The organism is Streptomyces sp. NPDC001985, from assembly GCF_040296845.1.
In the GTDB taxonomy this organism is placed as follows: domain Bacteria; phylum Actinomycetota; class Actinomycetes; order Streptomycetales; family Streptomycetaceae; genus Streptomyces.
In genome coordinates, this window is record NZ_JBEOYB010000047.1 from 1 (window position 1) to 18,170 (window position 18,170).

Consider the following 18,170-nt stretch of genomic DNA (forward strand, 5'->3'; position numbering starts at 1 on the left):
ATCGGCCCGTATCCGGGCAACCGGGCGCGCCACCGCCGGGCGCCGCGCCCCGGCGGGAGTCCCCTCCGGCGGGGGCGCGGCGCGTACGGACCCCGTCAGCCGGCCCGGCGCGGCCCGCTCCCGGTGATGGCGGACAGCTCGCGCCCGGTCAGCGGCGGCGCGCCGAGCGGCGGATGCCGCGGCCCCAGCGCCGCGGCCAGCAGCACCCGCGGCCGTACGAGCGCGCTCAGCGGAGCCTCCAGCGAGGAGACCCGGGTGAACTCCCGGGTGATCAGGAAACTCCCCGTGGAAGTCTTCAGCAGCCGGTCCACATAGCGGGCGAGGAGCCGGTCCGCCGGGCCAGGCGCGCCTCCGCGCACCCCGGGGAAGAAGATGTCCTGCCCGACCGCCAGCTCCCAGGCCACCTCCACCCGCCGGGCCACCGCCCGCTGCACCCGCCGGGCCAGCCCCGGCGCCGTGACACCCTCCCGGGACGTCACCTCCCGCAGCGCCACCGCGCTCTGCGCCGCGATCGACATCCCGTGCCCGTAGACCGGGTTGAAGGTCGCCACCGCGTCGCCGATCACCACGAACCGCTCGGGCCAGTTCCGCGCCTTCTCGTAGAAGTGACGCCGGTTGCGGGTGCTGCGGTTGACCGTCACCCCGCCCAGCGGCTCCAGATGGGAGATCAGCTCCCCGACGATCGGGTGCCGCAGCCGCCGGGTGAACGGCTCGAACTCCTCCGGCCGGTCCGTGGGCTCCCCGCCCCGGGTCCCGGAGACGGTGACCAGCCACCGGTCCCCCTCGATCGGCAGCATCGACGCGCTCTGCCCCGGGCGCTCGGCCCGGGAGTCCGCCTGCACGGTGATCACCGGGGAGTCCGCCGTGCCCTCCGGAGCCCGGAAGACCCTGGTCGCGTACACCAGACCGAGGTCCACCGTCCGCTCGGGCACCGGTCCCGCGCCCAGCTCCACCAGCCACCGAGGGGTACGGGAGCCCCGCCCGCTCGCGTCCACCACCAGGTCGGCCCCGATCACCCGCTCCGCGCCGCCGGCCTCGCGCACCCGTACCCCGGTGACCCGTCCCGCCGCGCCGGTCAGCCCCTCCACCCGGGTGCGCTCCAGCACCCGCACCGAGCGGTCGGCCACCACCATGTCCCGTACGACGGAGTCCAGCAGGTCCCGGCTGCACGCGATCAGGAAGTGGGTCTCGTGCTGCCAGCGCCGGAACCAGCCCTGCGAGCTGAACCCCACCATCCCGGTGGGGATCGGTATCCGCCGCGCGCCGGCCGCCAGCCACCGCCGGGTCACCCCGGGCAGCAGCGCCTCCACCGCCCGCACCCCGCCGCTCCACAGCAGATGCACATGGCCCGCCTGGGGCAGGCCGCGCCGGGGAACGGGGCCGCCGGGCAGCTCGTCGTTCTCCACGACGCGGATGTCGTCCACCACTCCGCGCAGCGCCGCCGCCGCGAGCATCCCCGCCAGCCCTCCGCCGATGACGACGGCCCGGCGCCCACGCGCGTCCGCACTGAATGTTCCGGGGTCGGTCATGTGTCTGCTCTCTGCCAGGCCGCCGGGGGCGGGTCGGGTCGGCAACGGACGGTACGTCAGCGGGGCCCGGGAGCGCGGGGGGTGACGGCCGGCCGGGTCCACGGCCCCATGATCGCTCAGTGGGTCCGAGGGGCACCCGGGGTGTCCCGGTCACCCGCCGCCGGTCCGCCCTCCGTCCGGGGCCCGCCCCCCGCCGCCCGGCCGGCGGCACCCCGCCGAGGGCGGAGCGGACAGCGCCCGGGACATCCGCAGCAGATCGCGCGACGCGTGCCCCGCCCCCGGCTGGAGAGTCCGGGAGGAGGCGATCACCCGGTGCTCGGGGTCGGCGCGCAGGGCCGCGAGCGCGGCGGTGACCATGGCGGCCTCCGCCGCCGCCTCCGCGTCCCGGGGGTCCGCGCCGGCGGCGAGCGCCCCGGCCAGCACCCCGGCCCTGACCCCGGGGTCGAAGTACGGATTGAGCGTCAGCAGCCCGTCGTGGATGTCGGACTCCCGCTGGAGCAGCCGCACCCCGGCCGAGGAGAACGGGGAGATCCTGGCGCTGCCGCGCCCCTCGGCCGCCTCGCCCAGCAGCCGCCACAGGGGGCCCAGCCGCCGGTAGCGGCACCAGTCGCGCCAGGGGCTCTCCAGCCGCTGCACGACGAGCGGCAGCCCCAGCCCGGTGGCGATCAGGAAGGAGGCGGCGGACGCGAACGGGCGGGCGACGCCGGTGCTCAGCGCGTCCCAGTCGTGGCCCGCCCAACGGGCGCCGACCGCGGCGAACTTGCAGACGTCGTAGGCCAGCGTCAGCAGATACCCCGCCACCATGAGGAACAGGCCCGCGCGCAGCACCCCGCTGACATCCCTCGACCAGCGTCTGCACAGCACCGTCATGATGATCGCCGACACGGTGTGCGCCAGCAGATAGAGGACGATCATCTCCCGGATGCAGGGGGTGGTGATGTAGTACGTGTCCAGGTCCCGCAGCCGCTCGACCGGCGCGTCCCCCAGGAAGAACAGCACGAAGAGCGCGACCCCGACCAGACCGTAGATCCCGGCGCACCAGCGGGTGGCCCGCCGGATGCGCTCGGGCGGGCCACCGCGCCAGTTGATGATCAGCACGATGCACGAGCCGCTGAAGGCGGTGAGGATCGTGTAGACGAGCGGGGCGGAGAAGTTGGGTACCCCGGTGACCTCGTTGACCCAGGCGATCGTGGGGATGGCGCCGAAGAAGAACACCCCCCAGCCCGTGATCAGGAGCAGGGCCACGGCCCGCAGCAGGGGGTCGCGCGGGTTGCGGAGCAGGCCGGGTAATCGGATGAGGAAGGCGAGGCCGCCGAGCGCCGCGGGCCCGTAGAAACTCAAGTCGGACATGGCAGGCCCCGCGCCTCTCGCTGCCGGGGAGCGGCGCGGGGCCGCTCCGTGACGGTCCGTGCTTCCCGCGCTCCCGGGGGCCCGGGTGTGGTGTGCGGTCAGGGTGACCCTAGTGGGCGGCGGGCGCGGAGTCAGCGGGGTGTGACGTACGCGCGGGGGAGTCGGGGGCGGGGGTGATACCTGAGAGCTATCCGGGAGTGGGGACCGCGGCGGGACGCGGGTGATGCCTGCCGGCTCCTAACGTGATCGCCACAACCCGCACGGTGCGGGTTCCGGTGCCCCGGGCTCAGTCCTCAATCTCCCCCAGAGCTGCCTCTGGGGGGTGCCCCCAGACGGGCTGGGTGCGTCGGCCCTCCGGGCGATTGAGGGGTGCTGTCCCGGTGCGTCCGGTGTTTGAGGAGTGCCGCCCTGGCCCGTCCGGTGTTTGAGCTGTACTACCCCGGCTCGTCCGGTGTTTGAGGAGTGCCGCCCTGGCCCGTCCGATGTTTGTGCCGTACTACCCCGGCCCGTCCGGTGTTTGAGGAGCACCACGCCGACACCACCACCATGTCAGCCCCTCCGGCGAGCTGAGCCACACCACCTCAGCCCCTCCGGCGTTCGAGCCGTGCCACTTCAGTCCCGCCGGGAACCTGAGCAAACCCATCCCGGCCTGCGTTTGAGCCGTGCCACTTCAGTCCCGCCGGGAACCTGAGCAAACCCATCCCGGCCTGCGTTTGAGCCGTGCCACTTCAGCCCCTCCGGAGACCTGAGCAAACCCAGCCCCTCCGGCGTTTGAGGAGCGGGGGTTCGGGGGGCGGCCCCCGACCGTGGCCCGCACCGTGCGGGGCTCCTGGCGCACAGGGTCCGTCCTCAGGCTTCCCCAGAGCCGCCTCCCTGCCGGGCGCGGGTCACGGGCGGCGGCGGGTGCCGCCGGGGCGGGCGTCGCCGGCGGCCGGGCCCGTGGCGCGGAACGACCCCACCCGCCGCCCGGCCGGACTCCCCAGCGCCCGGTCCGCCGAAACCCACAACAACCTCTCCGCACCCCGCTCCCACCACCCGAGCCACACCGCCTTCCCCCACAACCCGGCCCCCGCCCCCGCCAGCACCATCCCCCCGGCCGCCGGCACCACGAAGGCCGACCCCACCGCCACCACGAATCCCCCCAGCAGCCCCCACCGGTGCGCCCTCCGCCACCTCCGCAGGGTCACCCTCCGGTCCTGGAGATAGTCCCCCCGCCCCGCCCGGCCCGCCCCCTCCGCGAGAGCGGCATAGCGGCTCCGGCGCGCCAGCGCCGTCACCGCCGCCGTGACCAGCAGCAGCGCCGCCCCGCTCAGCACCCCGATCCGGCGCCCGGTGAGCCCCGGCACCAGCACCCCGATCGCCGCGGCCAGGACCCCCAGCCACCACAGGGGCGCCGCCCCGGCCCGTACCACCACCGCGACCCTCGCAAGCGACTGCGACTGCGACTGCGCCCCGCGACCCACGTCCGTACTCCCTCGTCTCCGCGCCCACGTCCTGTTGCGGGCGGAGATTAACCCCGGTTTCTGAGCGGCGTCTGAGAAACCCGGAATCAGCCCCGGAAGAGCCGGTCTCACTCGGCGAAGAGCCCCCGGGCCGCCGCCCTGCCGTCGAACTCCTCGAGGCGCGCCTGCGCGTCGGGCAGCTCGTCGCACATCGCCTCCAGCAGCACCCGCCCCAGCAGCATCGGCGCGCACGCCGTGTCGAAGGAGAGCCCGGTGCCGACGGCCGCCGGGATGAGCAGATCGCTGTGGCCGGCGACCGGGGCGAACGCCGAGTCGGCGACGGTCACCACGGTCAGCCCCGCCGAGCGGGCGGCGGCCAGGGCCTCCAGGACCTCCCGGGGGTGGCGGGGCAGCGCGAAGCAGAGCAGCGCGCTCGCACCCGCGCGCCGGGCGCCCTCGATCCGGTCGGCGAGCAGGCTGCCGCCCTCGTCCAGGAGGCGTACATCCGGGTGAACCTTGGCCGCGAAGTAGGCGAACCCCCGGGCCTGGGCCGCGGCGGCGCGCAGCCCGAGGACCGGCAGCGGGCGGGATGCGGCGAGCAGCCGCCCCGCGCGGAGGACCGGGGCGGGGTCGGCGAGGAGTTCGGCGAGCCGGCCCAGGTTCTCGATCTCGGCCCGGACCGCCTGCTGGTACTCGTTGGGGACGGCCTCGGTGGGCGCGCCCGGCGGCGGCGCGATCTCCCGGAGGTGGCGGCGCAGCGCCGGATACCCGTCGAAGCCGAGGGCTACGGCGAACCGGGTGACGGACGGCTGGCTCACCCCGGCGACCTCGGCCAGCTCCACGCTGGAGAGGAAGGGCACATCGGCGGCCCGGCGCACCATGCTGTGGGCGATCCGCCGCTGGGTGGGGGTGAGCCGGTGGCCCTCGAAGAGCTGCTGGAGCCGTGCGGCGGGGCTCTCGCTCATCCCGTCCCTCTCGTCGTCGGTCTCACCGTGCTCACGGTCCGTCCCGTCCTTCGTTCCGCCGCCGCCCGGCCCTGGTGCGTTTCACGGCCCGGCCGGGGCATGGAGAACCTGTTCGGACATCGGCTCCGGACAGCTCCAGCGTATTCAGGCATCAAAAACATCAAAAACTCTGCATAACAGTATGCAGCCGGGCGAGGGACGACTGATGATCGAGTTCCATGCGGTGAACAAACGCTTCCCCAACGGCACCACGGCGGTCCACGACCTCACCCTGGAGTTACCGGAAGGCGCCGTCACGGTCCTCGTCGGCCCCTCGGGATGCGGCAAGACCACCACTCTGCGCATGATCAACCGGATGGTCGAGCCGACCTCCGGCACCGTCCGGGTCGGCGGCCGGGACGTACGGCGGCAGGACGCGGCGCTCCTGCGCCGCTCCATCGGGTACGTCATCCAGCAGTCCGGCCTCTTCCCGCACCGCACGGTCGCCGACAACATCGCCACCGTGCCGCTGCTGCTCGGCTGGGGACGCCGCAGGGCGCGGGCGCGGGCGGCGGAGCTGCTGGAGACGGTGGGGCTCCGCCCGGAGACCGGCGCCCGCTATCCGCACCAGCTCTCCGGCGGGCAGCAGCAGCGGGTGGGGGTGGCGCGGGCGCTCGCCGCGGACCCTCCCGTCCTGCTGATGGACGAGCCGTTCGGAGCGGTCGACCCCGTGGTGCGCGGTCAGCTCCAGGACGAACTGCTCAGGCTCCAGGAGGGCCTGGGCAAGACCATCGTCTTCGTCACCCACGACATCGACGAGGCGGTGCGGCTCGGCGACCGGATCGCGGTCTTCGGCACCGGCGGGCGGCTGGTGCAGTGCGCGGGCCCGGCGGAGCTGCTGGCCCGCCCGGCCGACGGCTTCGTGGCGGACTTCCTGGGCGCGGAGCGCGGGCTGAAGCTGCTCTCCCTCTCCCCGCTGGCGGAGCTGGCCCCGTCCCCGGCACCCTCGGGCGGACGCTGGCGGCTGGAGCTGGACGCCGCCGGCGCGCCGCTGGGCTGGCGCGACAGCCGGGCGCCGGGGACCGCGCCGCTGCTGCCGGTGCGCCCGCTGCGGGACACGGACTCGCTGCTGTCCGCGCTGAACGAGTCGGTGGCCTCGCCGGCCGGTCTGGTGGCGCGGGTGGACGCGGCGGGGGCGCTGACCGGGGTCACCTCCCGCGAGGAGATCCACGAACGGGCGGGCGCCGCGCACGCGACGGCCCGGACCGCCCGGTGACCGCCGGCACGGGCCGGTTCCGCCCGCCGGCCCCGGCCCCGGCCCCGGTCGCGGGCCCGGTGGCCGGTGGAGCCGGTGCCGGGAGGCCGCTGCCATGACCGTCGATGTCGACTGGGTCTGGATCGCCGACCACAGCGGCGAGCTGGCCGCCCTCACCGTCAACCATCTCCAGGCGGCCCTGACCGCCGTCCTCGTCGGGCTGGCCCTCGCCCTCCCGCTCGCCGTCCTCGCGCACCGCGTCCGGGCGCTGCGCGGGCTGCTGCTCTCCCTCGCGAATGTGCTCTTCACCGTCCCGTCGATCGCGGTCTTCGTGCTGCTGCTGCCGGTCTCGGGCCTGACCCGCACCACCACCGTCATCGGTCTCGCGGTCTACACGCTGGTCGTGCTGCTGCGGAACACCGTCGACGGTCTCGACTCGGTGCCCGCGCACGCCAAGGAGGCCGCCACGGCGATGGGCACCCGCCCGCTGCGGACCCTGCTCACCGTCGAACTGCCGCTCGCCCTGCCGGTGATCGTCGCCGGGGTGCGGATCGCGACGGTCATGTCGATCTCGCTCGTCTCGGTCGCCACGTACATCGGCGACGGCGGTCTCGGCCAGCTCTTCACCGACGGGTTCCAGCGCGACTTCCCCACGCCCGTCGTCGCCGGTGTGGTGCTGACCCTGCTGCTCGCGCTGGCCGCGGACGCGCTCCTGGTGGCCGTGGAGTACCTCCTCACCCCCTGGAACAGGGGCAGGGGCCGGAACAGGGGCCGGCGGCAGCCCGGCGGGAGCGGAAGCGGGGCGGTGCGGGGTGGGTGAACTGCTGAGGGACCTCGGTGCCTGGCTCACCAGCGGCGACCAGTGGTCCGGCGCCGACGGGATCGCCGGCCGCCTCGCCGAGCACCTGGAGTACTCCCTTCTCGCGACCGCCGTCGCCGTGGTGATCGCCCTCCCGGTCGGGCTGCTCATCGGACACACCGGCCGGGGCGCGTTCCTCGCCGTCAACCTGGCCTCGTTCGGCCGGGCGCTGCCCACCGTCGGTCTGGTCGTGCTGGTCTTCCTGGCGGGCGGGCTCTCCATGACCCCGGTGTATGTGGCGCTGGTCGCGCTCGCGGTCCCGGCCGTCGTCACCAACACCTGGGCGGGGATCTCCGCCGTCGACCCGGAGGTGCGCGACGCGGCCCGGGGCCAGGGGATGCGGGCGCACCAGGTGCTGCTGCGGGTGGAGATCCCGCTCGCCCTGCCACTGATCATGACCGGGGTGCGGCTCGCCCTGATCCAGGTGGTGGCGACGGCCACCATCGCCGCCCATGTCAGCTTCGGCGGCCTCGGCCGCTATGTCTTCGACGGGCTGGCCCAGCGCGATCTGGTGCAGGTGCTCGGCGGGGCCGTCCTGGTGGCGGCCCTCGCGATCGCCCTGGACCTGGTGCTCGCCTGCGTACAGCGGCTGCTCTCCCCGCCGCGCGCCCGGAACCACCACCCCGGCACCCACCCGTCCGGGACCCACCCCGCAACGACCCACCCCGCAACGACCCACCCCGCAACGACCCACCGCGCACCCACCCACCGCGCACCCACCCACCGACAGGAGACGTCATGAGACGGCGCACCCTCCTCCGCGGGCTGACGGCCGCCGCCTCCGTCCCCGCGCTCGCGGCCTGCTCCGGCGGCATCACCTCCCTGGAGGGCGGCGGCGAGCTGTCCGGCGGCGGCGGGTCGAGCGAGGGCGGGATCACCATCGGCACCGCCAACTTCACCGAGAACCAGATCCTCGGCCATCTCTACGCCGCCGTGCTGACGGCGGCCGGGGTGCGGACGGCGGTACGCCCGAACCTCGGCACCCGCGAGATCCTCGTCCCGGCCCTGCGCCGGGGGGACATCGATCTGCTCCCCGAGTACCAGGGCGCGCTGCTCCACCACCTCGACCCGCAGGCCCGCGCCACCGAGGAGGGCGAGATGCAGAACGCGCTCGCCATCGCCCTCCCCCGGGGCCTCCAGATCCTCCCGTACGGCCGGGCCGAGAACTCCGATGTCTTCGCCGTCACCCGGGAGACCGCCGCCGCGTACGGCCTGAGAAGCCTCGGCGACCTCGCCCGGCACAACGGGAAGCTGGTGCTGGGCGCCGCCCCCGAGGTCAGGACACGGACCGTGGGCGTGGTGGGGCTGAAGAAGGTGTACGGGGTGGAGTTCGCCGGGTTCCGGTCGCTCGACTCCTCCGGGCCGCTGGTCAAGGGCGCCCTGAAACGGGGCGATGTCGATGTCGCCAACCTCTTCACCACGGACACCGACATCGCGGCCGAGGGGTGGGTGGTGCTCACCGACCCCAGGAACCTCATTCCCGGCCAGCGGGTCGTCCCGCTGATCGCCGACCGCAGGGCCGACTCCCGGGTGCGCAGGGCGCTCGCCCGGATCGGGGCGGCCCTGACGACGGCGGAGCTGACCGAGCTGAACCGCCGGGTCGACAAGGACAAGGAGGACGCCGAGGACGTGGCCCGGGAGTGGGCCCGCGCCAAGGGCCTGACGGGGAAGGGGGAAAGGGGGGGGTAGCCCCACTGACGGCGGGGCCGGCCGTCCGTAGCGTTGAGTCGTATGGAAGCCCGCGACCCGGAGCTCAAGAAGGAGCTCGACGCCACCCTGCACGCCCGCCGGGAGCTGGGGGAGGAGTATGAATCGGCCCTGGTCGAGTCCTTTCTCGCCAAGGTCGAGCAGCGGCTCGACGGCACGGTGGACCGCCGGCTGCGCCGCCAACTCGCCGAACAGCAGATGGCCGTCGCCCGGGGGGTGCGTTCGCCGCAGCACTCCGCCGACCCGAACTTCGGCGAGCGCTTCGGCTTCGGGATCATCTCGCTGATCCTCGCCGTGCCGCTCTCGGCCATCGCGGTGGTGAACGCCGATCTGAAGGGACTGATCGTGACCTGGGCGGGGATCGTGGGGGTGAACGCGATCCACTCCTCGGGCGGGCTCTCCTGGCTGCGGCGCCGGGGTGGCGGGGAGCCGGCATCGCCGTCCTCCGACTGGGAGGACTGACCGGCCGCACGGGTCTCACGGGCCGCACCGGTCGCACGGGTCTCACGGGCCGCACCGGTCGCACGGGTCTCACGGGCCGCAGCGGGCGGAGGAATCGCACCGGCGCGGGGCGGATCGCCACGGACGCGCGGACGGAGGAAGTGGACGGAGGAAGTGGACGCGGGGGCCGCCGCTACCCCTGGCCGCCGGCCAGGGGGCGGGACGGCGACGGTCCCCGCGTGGGACACGCTCCCGGGTCAGGGCCGGTCGCCGCGTCCAGGGCGCCCGGGCTCCGGGAGCCGCTCCGGAGGTCAGGACGCCGTTCGTGGTGCCGGCGGGTCTCCCCACCGGCACCCACCACTGTGCGGGACGTGTGTTAAGCCGGTGCTGCCGGGACGTGACAGCCGCGTACCGAATGCGCGAAGCTCCGGCGTGCGGGCGCGGGCGCCGGCCGGCCCCGCGCGGGCCGGCCCGTGGGGGTCACTTCGTACCGCTCGAACCGCCGGCCAGGAACGACAGCAGGTCCTGGCGGCTGACCACGCCCGTGGGCCTGCCCTCCACCAGGACGATCGCCGCGTCGGCCACGCCCAGCACGGCCATCAGATCGGCGACCGGCTCACCGGAGCCGACCTGCGGGAGCGGGTCGCTCATATGCTTCTCCAGCGGGTCGCCGAGCTGGGCCCGCCCGCCGTAGAGCGCGTCGAGCAGCTCCTTCTCGACGACCGAGCCGATGACCTCGGCGGCCATCACATCGGGGTGCCCGGCGCCGCGCTTGACGATCGGCATCTGGGAGACGCCGTACTCGCGCAGCACCTCGATCGCCTCGCCGACGGTCTCCTCCGGGTGCATGTGCACCAAATTGGGGATCGCGCCGCCCTCCTTGTGGCGGAGCACATCGCCGACGGAGGCGGAGGGTCCGGAGTCCTCCAGGAAGCCGTAGTCCGCCATCCACTCGTCGTTGAAGATCTTCGAGAGATAGCCGCGCCCGCTGTCCGGGAGCAGGACCACGACGACGTCGTCGGGACCGAGCGGCTCCGCGACCCGCAGCGCGGCCACGACCGCCATACCGCAGGAGCCGCCGACGAGGAGGCCCTCCTCCTTGGCCAGCCGGCGGGTCATCTGGAAGGAGTCCTTGTCGGAGACGGCGACGATGTCGTCCGTCACGGACGCGTCGTAGGCGCTCGGCCAGAAGTCCTCGCCGACCCCCTCGACCAGATACGGACGGCCCGAGCCGCCGCTGAAGACGGAGCCCTCGGGGTCGGCGCCGATCACCTTGACCACCCCTCCGCTCGCCTCCTTGAGGAAGCGGCCGGTGCCGGAGATGGTGCCGCCGGAGCCCATACCGGTGACGAAATGGGTGATCTTTCCGTCGGTCTGGTCCCAGATCTCGGGACCGGTGGTCTCATAGTGCGAGCGGGGGTTGTTCGGGTTGGAGTACTGGTCCGGCTTCCAGGCACCCGGGATCTCCCGCACCAGGCGGTCGGAGACCTTGTAGTACGAGTCGGGGTGCTCGGGGTCGACGGCGGCGGGGCAGACCACGACCTCGGCGCCGTAGGCGCGGAGCACATTGATCTTGTCGGTGGAGACCTTGTCCGGGCAGACGAAGACACACCGGTAGCCCTTCCGCTGGGCCACGATCGCCAGGCCCACACCGGTGTTGCCGCTGGTGGGCTCCACGATCACACCACCGGGGCGGAGCGCTCCGCTCTCCTCCGCCGCCTCGATCATGCGTACGGCGATGCGGTCCTTGACCGAACCGCCCGGGTTGAAATATTCGATCTTGGCCAGAACAGTCGCCTGGATTCCGGCGGTGACGCTGTTCAGCTTCACCAGCGGGGTATTGCCGATAAGACTGATCATCGAGTCATGAATGCGCACAGTGCTCTCCGGGGTCTCCGTAGTGAATGCGGTCAGAGTATGCCGACCGGGGCGGGATTGGGCGACGGTCTCCACGGGGCAGTTAGCTCATGACCGGCACGGCGGACGAGCGGCAGCGGACTGGCCGGTCGGCGAGGAGCGGAGGTCCGGACGGTGTTGTCGAGAGCGAGGGTGGCGCGGCGCATCGCCGCGGGCGCCGCCTACGGCGGGGGATCGATCGGCCTGATCGGTGTGGCGACGGTGGGGGTGGTGCTGGCGGAGGTGCAGCTGGCGAAGCGTTCGGTGGGCGGCGGGATCGCGCCGCTGCCGCCGCGCGCGGACGGGCTGTACGGGCTGGTCTTCGGGCGCACCGACCCGCTGCTGCTGGGGATGCTGGGGGATTCGACGGCGGCCGGCCAGGGGGTGCGGCGGGCCGGTCAGACGCCCGGGGCGCTGCTGGCGTCGGGGCTGGCGGCGGTGGCCGAGCGGCCGGTGGAGGTGTGCAATGTGGCGCTGCCGGGGGCGCAGTCCGATGACCTGGACCGCCAGGTCACGCTGCTTCTCTCGGATGCCTCCAGGCGGCCGGACATCTGCGTGATCATGGTCGGTGCCAACGATGTCACGCACCGGATGCCGCCGACGCAGTCGGTGCGCCATCTGGCGTCGGCGGTGCGGAGGCTGCGCACGGCGGGGGCGGAGGTGGTGGTGGGGACCTGCCCCGACCTGGGAACGATCGAGCCGGTGTACCAGCCGCTGCGGTGGCTGGCGCGGAGGGTGTCGCGGCAGCTCGCGGCGGCGCAGACGATTGTGGCGGTGGAGCAGGGCGGGCGGACGGTATCGCTCGGGGATCTGCTGGGGCCGGAGTTCGCGGCGAACCCGAGGGAGATGTTCGGGGCGGACAACTACCACCCCTCGGCGGAGGGGTACGCGACGGCGGCGATGGCGCTGCTGCCGACGGTGTGCGCGGCGCTGGAGGTGTGGCCGGAGTCGGACCGGCCGGAGGCGGAGCGGGACGAGGGGGTGTTGCCGGTGGCGCAGGCGGCGGCAGCGGCGGCGCGGGAGGCGGGCACGGAGGTCACCGGCGCTCGCGCGCCGTGGGCCCTCCTGAAACACCGCCGCCGCCGCCACATCCCGGCAAGCCCCCCTCCGAACCTGACCCCCTCCAGCGACTGAGCCCCACCCCCCGAGCCCTTCCGGCACCTGAGCCGCACCACCCGAGCCCTTCCGGGCGGCCCAAGGCACAAAACCCAGCCCCTCCGGCACCTGAGCCGCACCACCCCCACCCCTCCGGGCGGCCCAAGGCACAAAACCCAGCCCCTCCGGCGACTGAGCCGCACCACTCCAGCCCCTCCGGCGATTGAGGAGCGGGGGTTCGGGGGCTGGCCCCCGACCGGGACCCGCACCGTGCGGGCACCTGTGGACCAGGGTCCGTCCTCAATCGCCGGACAGGCTGAGTTCGTGCGGGCCACCCGTGGCACAGGGTCCGTCCTCAATCGCCAGACAGGCTGAGAACGCTCGGGCCACCCGTGGCACAGGGGCCGTCCTCAAACTCCCCCAGAGCTGCCTCTGGGAGATACCCCCAGACGGGCTGGAGTTGCTCGGGGCACCCGTGGCGCGGGGTGCGCCGGGAATCCCGGCGGGGACGGGCACACAAGTGAGCAACCGCTTAGGATTGAGGCCCTCATCACACCCCGCCCCCCGTGACCCCACCACTACCTACAGGTAACTTCCCACGCAACCCCCTTCCCCTCCCCAGGAGCCCCCCGATGCCCGAAGCCGTCATCGTTTCCGCCGCCCGCTCCCCCATCGGGCGTGCCTTCAAGGGCTCCCTCAAGGAGTTCCGTGCCGACGATCTGACCGCGGCGATCATCCAGGCCGCGCTCGACAAGGTCCCCGGGCTCGACCCGGAGGACATCGACGACCTGATGCTCGGCTGCGGCCTCCCCGGCGGCGAGCAGGGGCACAACCTGGGCCGGATCGTCGCCGTACAGCTCGGCATGGACCATCTCCCCGGCTGTACGGTCACCCGCTACTGCTCCTCCTCCCTCCAGACCTCCCGGATGGCCCTGCACGCCATCCGGGCCGGCGAGGGCGATGTCTTCATCTCCGCCGGCGTCGAGATGGTCTCCCGGTTCGGCAAGGGCTCGTCCGACGGGCTGCCCGACACCCAGAACCCGCTCTTCGCCGAGGCGCAGGCCCGGACCGCGCGGACCGCCGAGGGCGGGGCCGGCTCCTGGCGCGACCCGCGCGAGGACGGCCTGCTCCCCGACGCGTACATCGCCATGGGCCAGACCGCCGAGAACCTCGCCCGGCTCAAGGGCGTCACCCGCCAGGAGATGGACGAGTTCGGCGTACGCTCCCAGAACCTCGCCGAGGAGGCCATCGGGAAGGGCTTCTGGGAGCGGGAGATCACCCCCGTCACCACCCCCGACGGCACCGTCGTCACCCAGGACGACGGCCCCCGCGCGGGCGTCACCCTGGAGGGCGTCCAGGGCCTGAAGCCCGTCTTCCGCCCGGACGGCCTGGTGACCGCCGGCAACTGCTGCCCGCTCAACGACGGCGCCGCGGCCCTGGTGATCATGAGCGACACCAAGGCGGCCGAGCTGGGCCTCACCCCGCTGGCCCGGATCGTCTCCACCGGGGTCTCCGGCCTCTCCCCCGAGATCATGGGGTACGGCCCGGTCGAGGCCTCCCGGCAGGCGCTGACCCGTGCCGGGCTGACCATCGGCGACATCGACCTGGTCGAGATCAACGAGGCCTTCGCCGCCCAGGTCATCCCCTCCTACCGGGACCTCGGCATCGACATCGACAAGCTGAACGTCAACGGCGGGGCGATCGCCGTCGGCCACCCCTACGGCATGACCGGCGCCCGGATCACCACCACCCTGATCAACAGCCTCCAGTTCCACGACAAGCAGTTCGGCCTGGAGACGATGTGCGTGGGCGGCGGCCAGGGCATGGCCATGGTCATCGAGCGGCTCAGCTGAGCCGATCACGGGCCGGAGCCCAAGTCGTGACCGAAACTCCCCCAGGATGTGATCTGACTCCCGGGGGAGCTTCATTTCCCCAGGTCAAACCCATCCCCTGGTAAACACCGGGCCAAAAGACCTGTCCCTTTCGTGACGTAATGCACTGACAGGGGGCGCGCGCTCCCCGCAAGCTGATGTAGGAAGTCGGGGTTGTCGAAAAAATCCGGGAGTACGTCAGTGAGCGCCATGTCTCTTGCCCTGCTGGTGACCACCGCCGCTGCCACGGCCGTGGGCGCCGCCGCCCTGCACGCCGCCCACGGGCTCCGCAAGCAGGTCACGGCCCTGCGCACCGAACTGTCCGCCGCCACCGGGACCGGCCCCCACCTCGCCGCCCGGACCGCCCCGGCCGCCTCCGTGCCCCAGGCCCGGCAGACCCCCGCCGCCGAGATACGCGCCGCTGTCGCCGAGGCCCTCGCCGAGGAGCGGGAGCGGGAACTCGCCGAGGCACGGGCGTTCTGGGCCGCGCAGGAGAGCCGTGAGGGCACGGACACCCCGGTCCGGCTCGGCGGCGAGCCCCCGCTGCCCCTGCTCGGCGGCGCGGGGATGGACGCGCCCGGCGAGGAGCTTCCGTTCTATGTGCCCCGCCAGAGCGACTTCGCGGGGCTGGAGTCGTACCGGCCCGAGACGGACGGGGACGCCATGGAGGTGCTCGACGACCTGGCGGGCCTGGCCGAGCTGGCAGACTTCGCCGACTTCTCCGAGGTCGCGGAGTACGCGGAGTACGCGGAGTACGCGGAGTACGCCGAGGACTCCCCCGAGCTGGCCGCGGCCCGCCGCCGGCACCCCTCGCACCCGGACTTCGTCCCCGTGCAGACCCCGGTGGTCACCGACCACGAGCGCACGGTCCGCCGCCTGGAGGAACTGTCCGCGGCCCGCACCGAGCTGGCCGATGTGCGGCCCGGACCGCTGGGCACGCTCGACGTCTACGTCTTCGCCGACGGCACGACCCTGTGCATGACCCCGGGCCACCGGGAGACCGCCGAGCGGCTCGCCGGGGCGCTGCGCTCCGGTGACGTCCCGGTGCTGCTGGGCGGCTCCAGCATCTCCGGCGCGTACGCCCTGACCTTCGTCTGCGGCGAGGAGACCGTCTACATCCTCGCGGACCGCGTCATCGCCTCGTTCTGACCGGCGGCGGCCGGGCGCGGGCCCGTCACATCCCCGCGCGCCCGGCGGCCCCGCGTACCAGCCCCACGGCCTCGTCCACATCCGCCCCGGTGCGGGACGGGGCCGTTCTCAGCGCCTCGGCCAGATCGTTTCCCGCCACCATCAGCTGGTCCGCGACCGCGAACACCCCCGCGTCCGGCATGGTCTCCGGGGTCCGGCCGGGCATCTCGACGAGCTGGGCACGGAGTGCCAATTCCCTGGCCAGCCCGAGCGCCTCGGCCGCCGCACCCCGCTGGAGACGGCTCTGCGGGGCGGCCCGCAGCCGGTCGGCGAAGCGTTCCACTGCGGCGGTCAGTTCGGTCGTATCGAGCACACCGCGACCCTATGCGCACCCCGGGGGCTGTTGCCAATACGCGAACGCTCAGGCACGGTGGCGGGAAGAGCACACGCGCAACGCGTCCGGAGGCGCCGATGTCCCCAGTCTTCTCCGAAGAGACCCACCGTAATCTGCTCTCCCGAATCCCCCAATGCACCGGTCGTGAGATCTCCGACTGGCTCCGCGCCGTCGAGGACGGCCCGTCCCTCTTCCGCTTCGAGGAGAAGGTCAGCTGGCTCCGGAGCGAGCACAATCTGTCGCACGGACACGCCAAGGCGATCATCCACGAGTACGACCTGAGGCGGGCCGCGCGCAAGCTGCTGTAGTGCCCGGGACGATCCGGAGGACGCGGAAGGGCCCGCAGGCGGAGTGCCTGCGGGCCCTTCCTGTCGGCCGCCGGTCCGTCGGACGCCGGCCGCCGGGGTGACGCGCTAGTCGTTACCCGTGATGATCGACACCAGTCGCAGCATCTCCAGGTAGATCCACACCAGGGTCATGGTGAGGCCGAAGGCCGCCAGCCAGGACTCCTCGCGGGGCGCGCCGTAGGTGAGACCGTCCTCGACCTGCTTGAAGTCCAGGGCGAGGAAGCAGGCACCGAGGATGACGCCGATCACTCCGAAGAGGATGCCGAGGCCACCGCTGCGGAAGCCCAGGCCGTCGCCGCCGCCGATGACGGCGAACAGCAGGTTGACGGCCATCAGCAGCACGAAGCCGATGGCGGCCGCCATCACGAAGCCGAAGAAGCGGCGGTTGACGCGGATCAGACGCGTCTTGTAGGCGATGAGCACACCGGCGAAGACCGCCATGGTGCCCAGCACCGCCTGCGGGACCGCTCCCGCGCTGATGTGGGTGGTGACCGCGCTGGAGAGCACGCCGAGGAAGACACCCTCGAAGGCGGCGTACGCCAGGATCAGGGCCGGGACGGGCTTGCTCTTGAACGCCTGGATCAGTCCGAAGACCATGGCGATCAGCGCGGCGCCGATCGCGATGCCGTAGGACTTGCCGACGTTGTCGGTGTCCACCGGCAGCATGAACCAGGAGAGCGCGGCGGTCAGGACGACGGTGCCGAGGGTGATCGCGGTGCGCGTCACCACATCGTCGATCGTCATCACACCGCGCGCGGGCGCCTGCGGGCCCGCGCCGAGCTGGGTGTCGGCGGGCGCGTACGGGTTGGTCGCGTACGGGTTGCCGGTGGTGCTCGTGTCGTAGGGGTTTCCTGCGACGGGGCCCCCGGCCTGCGGCTGCGCGTTGAAGCCCGCGGGGCCGTTGTCGCGGCTGAACCCCCGTCGCGAGAAGACCGGGTTGCTGCTCCTCATCTCACTCCTCCATGGCCGCACTGCGCGGCCTTGCGTCAAGAGTAATCGGCGTGCAAAGGAAGCACCCTAGTGCCAGGGGAGGATCTTTCCGGATTGTGACCTCGGATCACGGGTTCGGACGAGCGCGGGGCCGGGCACGGGCGGGTGCCCGAGGCGGACGGGGCGGGTCGCGCCCCGGGCATCCGGGTGACGATCGCCCCGCGCGAGGTCCATCGCCCCCCCGGCCGGCGTCCGCGTCGCCCGGCCGTCCGCCCATCCGGCCGCCACAACGGCAGAAGCCCCTGCCGGACCTCGTCCGGCAGGGGCTTCCACGTGCCACTGAAACGCATGCTCGTGCCGTCGGATCACCAGAGCTTCACCGCTCGCGCGGCAATGCCCGGGACCGTGGCGGGAAGGGTACTAGCGAAGACTGTCCCAGTCGATTTCCGGGTCCTCGACGAATTCGACGATGGATGGACGGTCGAGTCGCTGACCGTTCACGTGACCAGTGACCCAGTCAACACAGCCGGGCCGGTCTCCGGAATTCATACGACAGAATTCCTCCACCGCTGCCTGAATTTTCGAAACAGGCAAGGCACTGGACGGGTCGTGAAAAAGGGGGTACCCCGGGTCCGACACAATCCGCGGGTCGAACCCGATCGGGTCGGGATTGTCAGAAATCCAAACGGAGTCATAAATCCCCCCCTCTTTCGGATAACGCTCGTCGACAAACCACACCAGGGCCCCATGGCCATGGTGCCGATTCACCGCCACGCGCAGGTTGCATCCCGCGATCGACTCGGATTCGGTCTTCCGCTGGTCTGCGAGACAGAACCATGCGTCCTCGCCGGGGAAGTAGGAACCCGCGGTGTCATCCTCTTCCCCTCGCAGACCTTCCATGACCTCGGCGATGAGCCGTGATGCATCATCCGGCCCCTCGCCGTAGCGCCACTCACCCCTGACGAACACGCTCAGAAACACG

16 protein-coding genes and 1 pseudogene are annotated in these 18,170 nt (G+C 72.9%); 9 read left to right on the forward strand and 8 right to left on the reverse strand.

Going from position 1 to position 18,170, the window contains the following annotated elements:
• Nucleotides 1-95: 95 nt before the first annotated feature.
• From ABT122_RS21375 to ABT122_RS21390, 4 genes are all read right to left on the reverse strand, one after another.
• Nucleotides 96-1,529, reverse strand: a complete 1,434-nt coding sequence (locus ABT122_RS21375) for an NAD(P)/FAD-dependent oxidoreductase (RefSeq protein ID WP_351554405.1) — start codon at nt 1,527-1,529, stop codon at nt 96-98.
• A gap of 150 nt (nt 1,530-1,679) precedes the next feature.
• Nucleotides 1,680-2,879: an MAB_1171c family putative transporter gene (locus ABT122_RS21380; RefSeq protein ID WP_351554408.1), complete on the reverse strand. Its 1,200-nt coding sequence runs from the start codon at nt 2,877-2,879 to the stop codon at nt 1,680-1,682.
• A gap of 887 nt (nt 2,880-3,766) precedes the next feature.
• Nucleotides 3,767-4,342, reverse strand: coding sequence for a hypothetical protein (locus ABT122_RS21385; RefSeq protein WP_351554411.1), 576 nt, complete (start codon nt 4,340-4,342; stop codon nt 3,767-3,769).
• Nucleotides 4,343-4,449: 107 nt separating this feature from the next.
• Nucleotides 4,450-5,286, reverse strand: coding sequence for a MurR/RpiR family transcriptional regulator (locus ABT122_RS21390; protein WP_351554414.1), 837 nt, complete (start codon nt 5,284-5,286; stop codon nt 4,450-4,452).
• 205 nt (nt 5,287-5,491) lie between these two features.
• Here ABT122_RS21390 and ABT122_RS21395 point away from each other — a divergent pair, with 205 nt between their 5' ends.
• The 5 genes and pseudogenes from ABT122_RS21395 to ABT122_RS21415 all read left to right on the forward strand — a co-directional run bounded on the left by ABT122_RS21395 (nt 5,492) and on the right by ABT122_RS21415 (nt 9,548).
• Complete coding sequence (locus ABT122_RS21395) at nt 5,492-6,541, forward strand: ABC transporter ATP-binding protein (protein WP_351554417.1); 1,050 nt, start codon at nt 5,492-5,494, stop codon at nt 6,539-6,541.
• Between the two features lie 94 nt (nt 6,542-6,635).
• On the forward strand, nt 6,636-7,340 hold the full coding sequence (locus tag ABT122_RS21400; RefSeq protein WP_351554420.1) for an ABC transporter permease: 705 nt from the start codon (nt 6,636-6,638) through the stop codon (nt 7,338-7,340).
• Nucleotides 7,333-7,974, forward strand: a pseudogene (locus tag ABT122_RS21405) (ABC transporter permease); the annotation flags it as partial. The gene ABT122_RS21400 and the pseudogene ABT122_RS21405, both read left to right, overlap by 8 nt.
• Nucleotides 7,975-8,117: 143 nt before the next feature.
• Nucleotides 8,118-9,068 carry an ABC transporter substrate-binding protein gene (locus ABT122_RS21410; protein WP_351554423.1) on the forward strand — a complete coding sequence of 317 codons (951 nt, stop codon included), beginning with the start codon at nt 8,118-8,120 and terminating at the stop codon, nt 9,066-9,068.
• Between the two features lie 42 nt (nt 9,069-9,110).
• Nucleotides 9,111-9,548, forward strand: a complete 438-nt coding sequence (locus tag ABT122_RS21415) for a hypothetical protein (protein ID WP_351554426.1) — start codon at nt 9,111-9,113, stop codon at nt 9,546-9,548.
• Between the two features lie 459 nt (nt 9,549-10,007).
• Here ABT122_RS21415 and ABT122_RS21420 read toward each other — a convergent pair whose 3' ends face one another.
• Nucleotides 10,008-11,405, reverse strand: a complete 1,398-nt coding sequence (locus tag ABT122_RS21420) for a cystathionine beta-synthase (RefSeq protein WP_351554429.1) — start codon at nt 11,403-11,405, stop codon at nt 10,008-10,010.
• A 171-nt stretch (nt 11,406-11,576) separates the two neighbouring features.
• Between ABT122_RS21420 and ABT122_RS21425 the strand changes: the two genes are divergently transcribed.
• The 3 genes from ABT122_RS21425 (at nt 11,577) to ABT122_RS21435 (ending at nt 15,538) form a co-directional block, all read left to right on the forward strand.
• Nucleotides 11,577-12,557, forward strand: coding sequence for an SGNH/GDSL hydrolase family protein (locus ABT122_RS21425; protein WP_351554539.1), 981 nt, complete (start codon nt 11,577-11,579; stop codon nt 12,555-12,557).
• Between the two features lie 593 nt (nt 12,558-13,150).
• A complete protein-coding gene (locus ABT122_RS21430) occupies nt 13,151-14,371 on the forward strand; it encodes an acetyl-CoA C-acetyltransferase (protein ID WP_351554432.1) in 1,221 nt (406 codons plus the stop codon).
• 228 nt (nt 14,372-14,599) lie between these two features.
• Nucleotides 14,600-15,538, forward strand: a complete 939-nt coding sequence (locus tag ABT122_RS21435; protein WP_351554435.1) for a hypothetical protein — start codon at nt 14,600-14,602, stop codon at nt 15,536-15,538.
• 25 nt (nt 15,539-15,563) lie between these two features.
• Here ABT122_RS21435 and ABT122_RS21440 read toward each other — a convergent pair whose 3' ends face one another.
• Nucleotides 15,564-15,890, reverse strand: coding sequence for a hypothetical protein (locus tag ABT122_RS21440; protein WP_351554438.1), 327 nt, complete (start codon nt 15,888-15,890; stop codon nt 15,564-15,566).
• 98 nt (nt 15,891-15,988) lie between these two features.
• Between ABT122_RS21440 and ABT122_RS21445 the strand changes: the two genes are divergently transcribed.
• Nucleotides 15,989-16,219, forward strand: coding sequence for a DUF4287 domain-containing protein (locus ABT122_RS21445; protein WP_351554441.1), 231 nt, complete (start codon nt 15,989-15,991; stop codon nt 16,217-16,219).
• A 105-nt stretch (nt 16,220-16,324) separates the two neighbouring features.
• On the opposite strand, the gene ABT122_RS21450 is transcribed toward ABT122_RS21445, so the two are convergent.
• Entirely contained in the window at nt 16,325-17,209 is an 885-nt protein-coding gene (locus tag ABT122_RS21450) for a Bax inhibitor-1/YccA family protein (protein WP_351554444.1), read from the reverse strand.
• Between the two features lie 399 nt (nt 17,210-17,608).
• The gene (locus ABT122_RS21455) at nt 17,609-18,169 is read right to left on the reverse strand and encodes an Imm1 family immunity protein (protein ID WP_351554447.1); all 561 of its coding nucleotides are present in this window, start codon (nt 18,167-18,169) and stop codon (nt 17,609-17,611) included.
• Between the last annotated feature and the right edge of the window lies 1 nt (nt 18,170).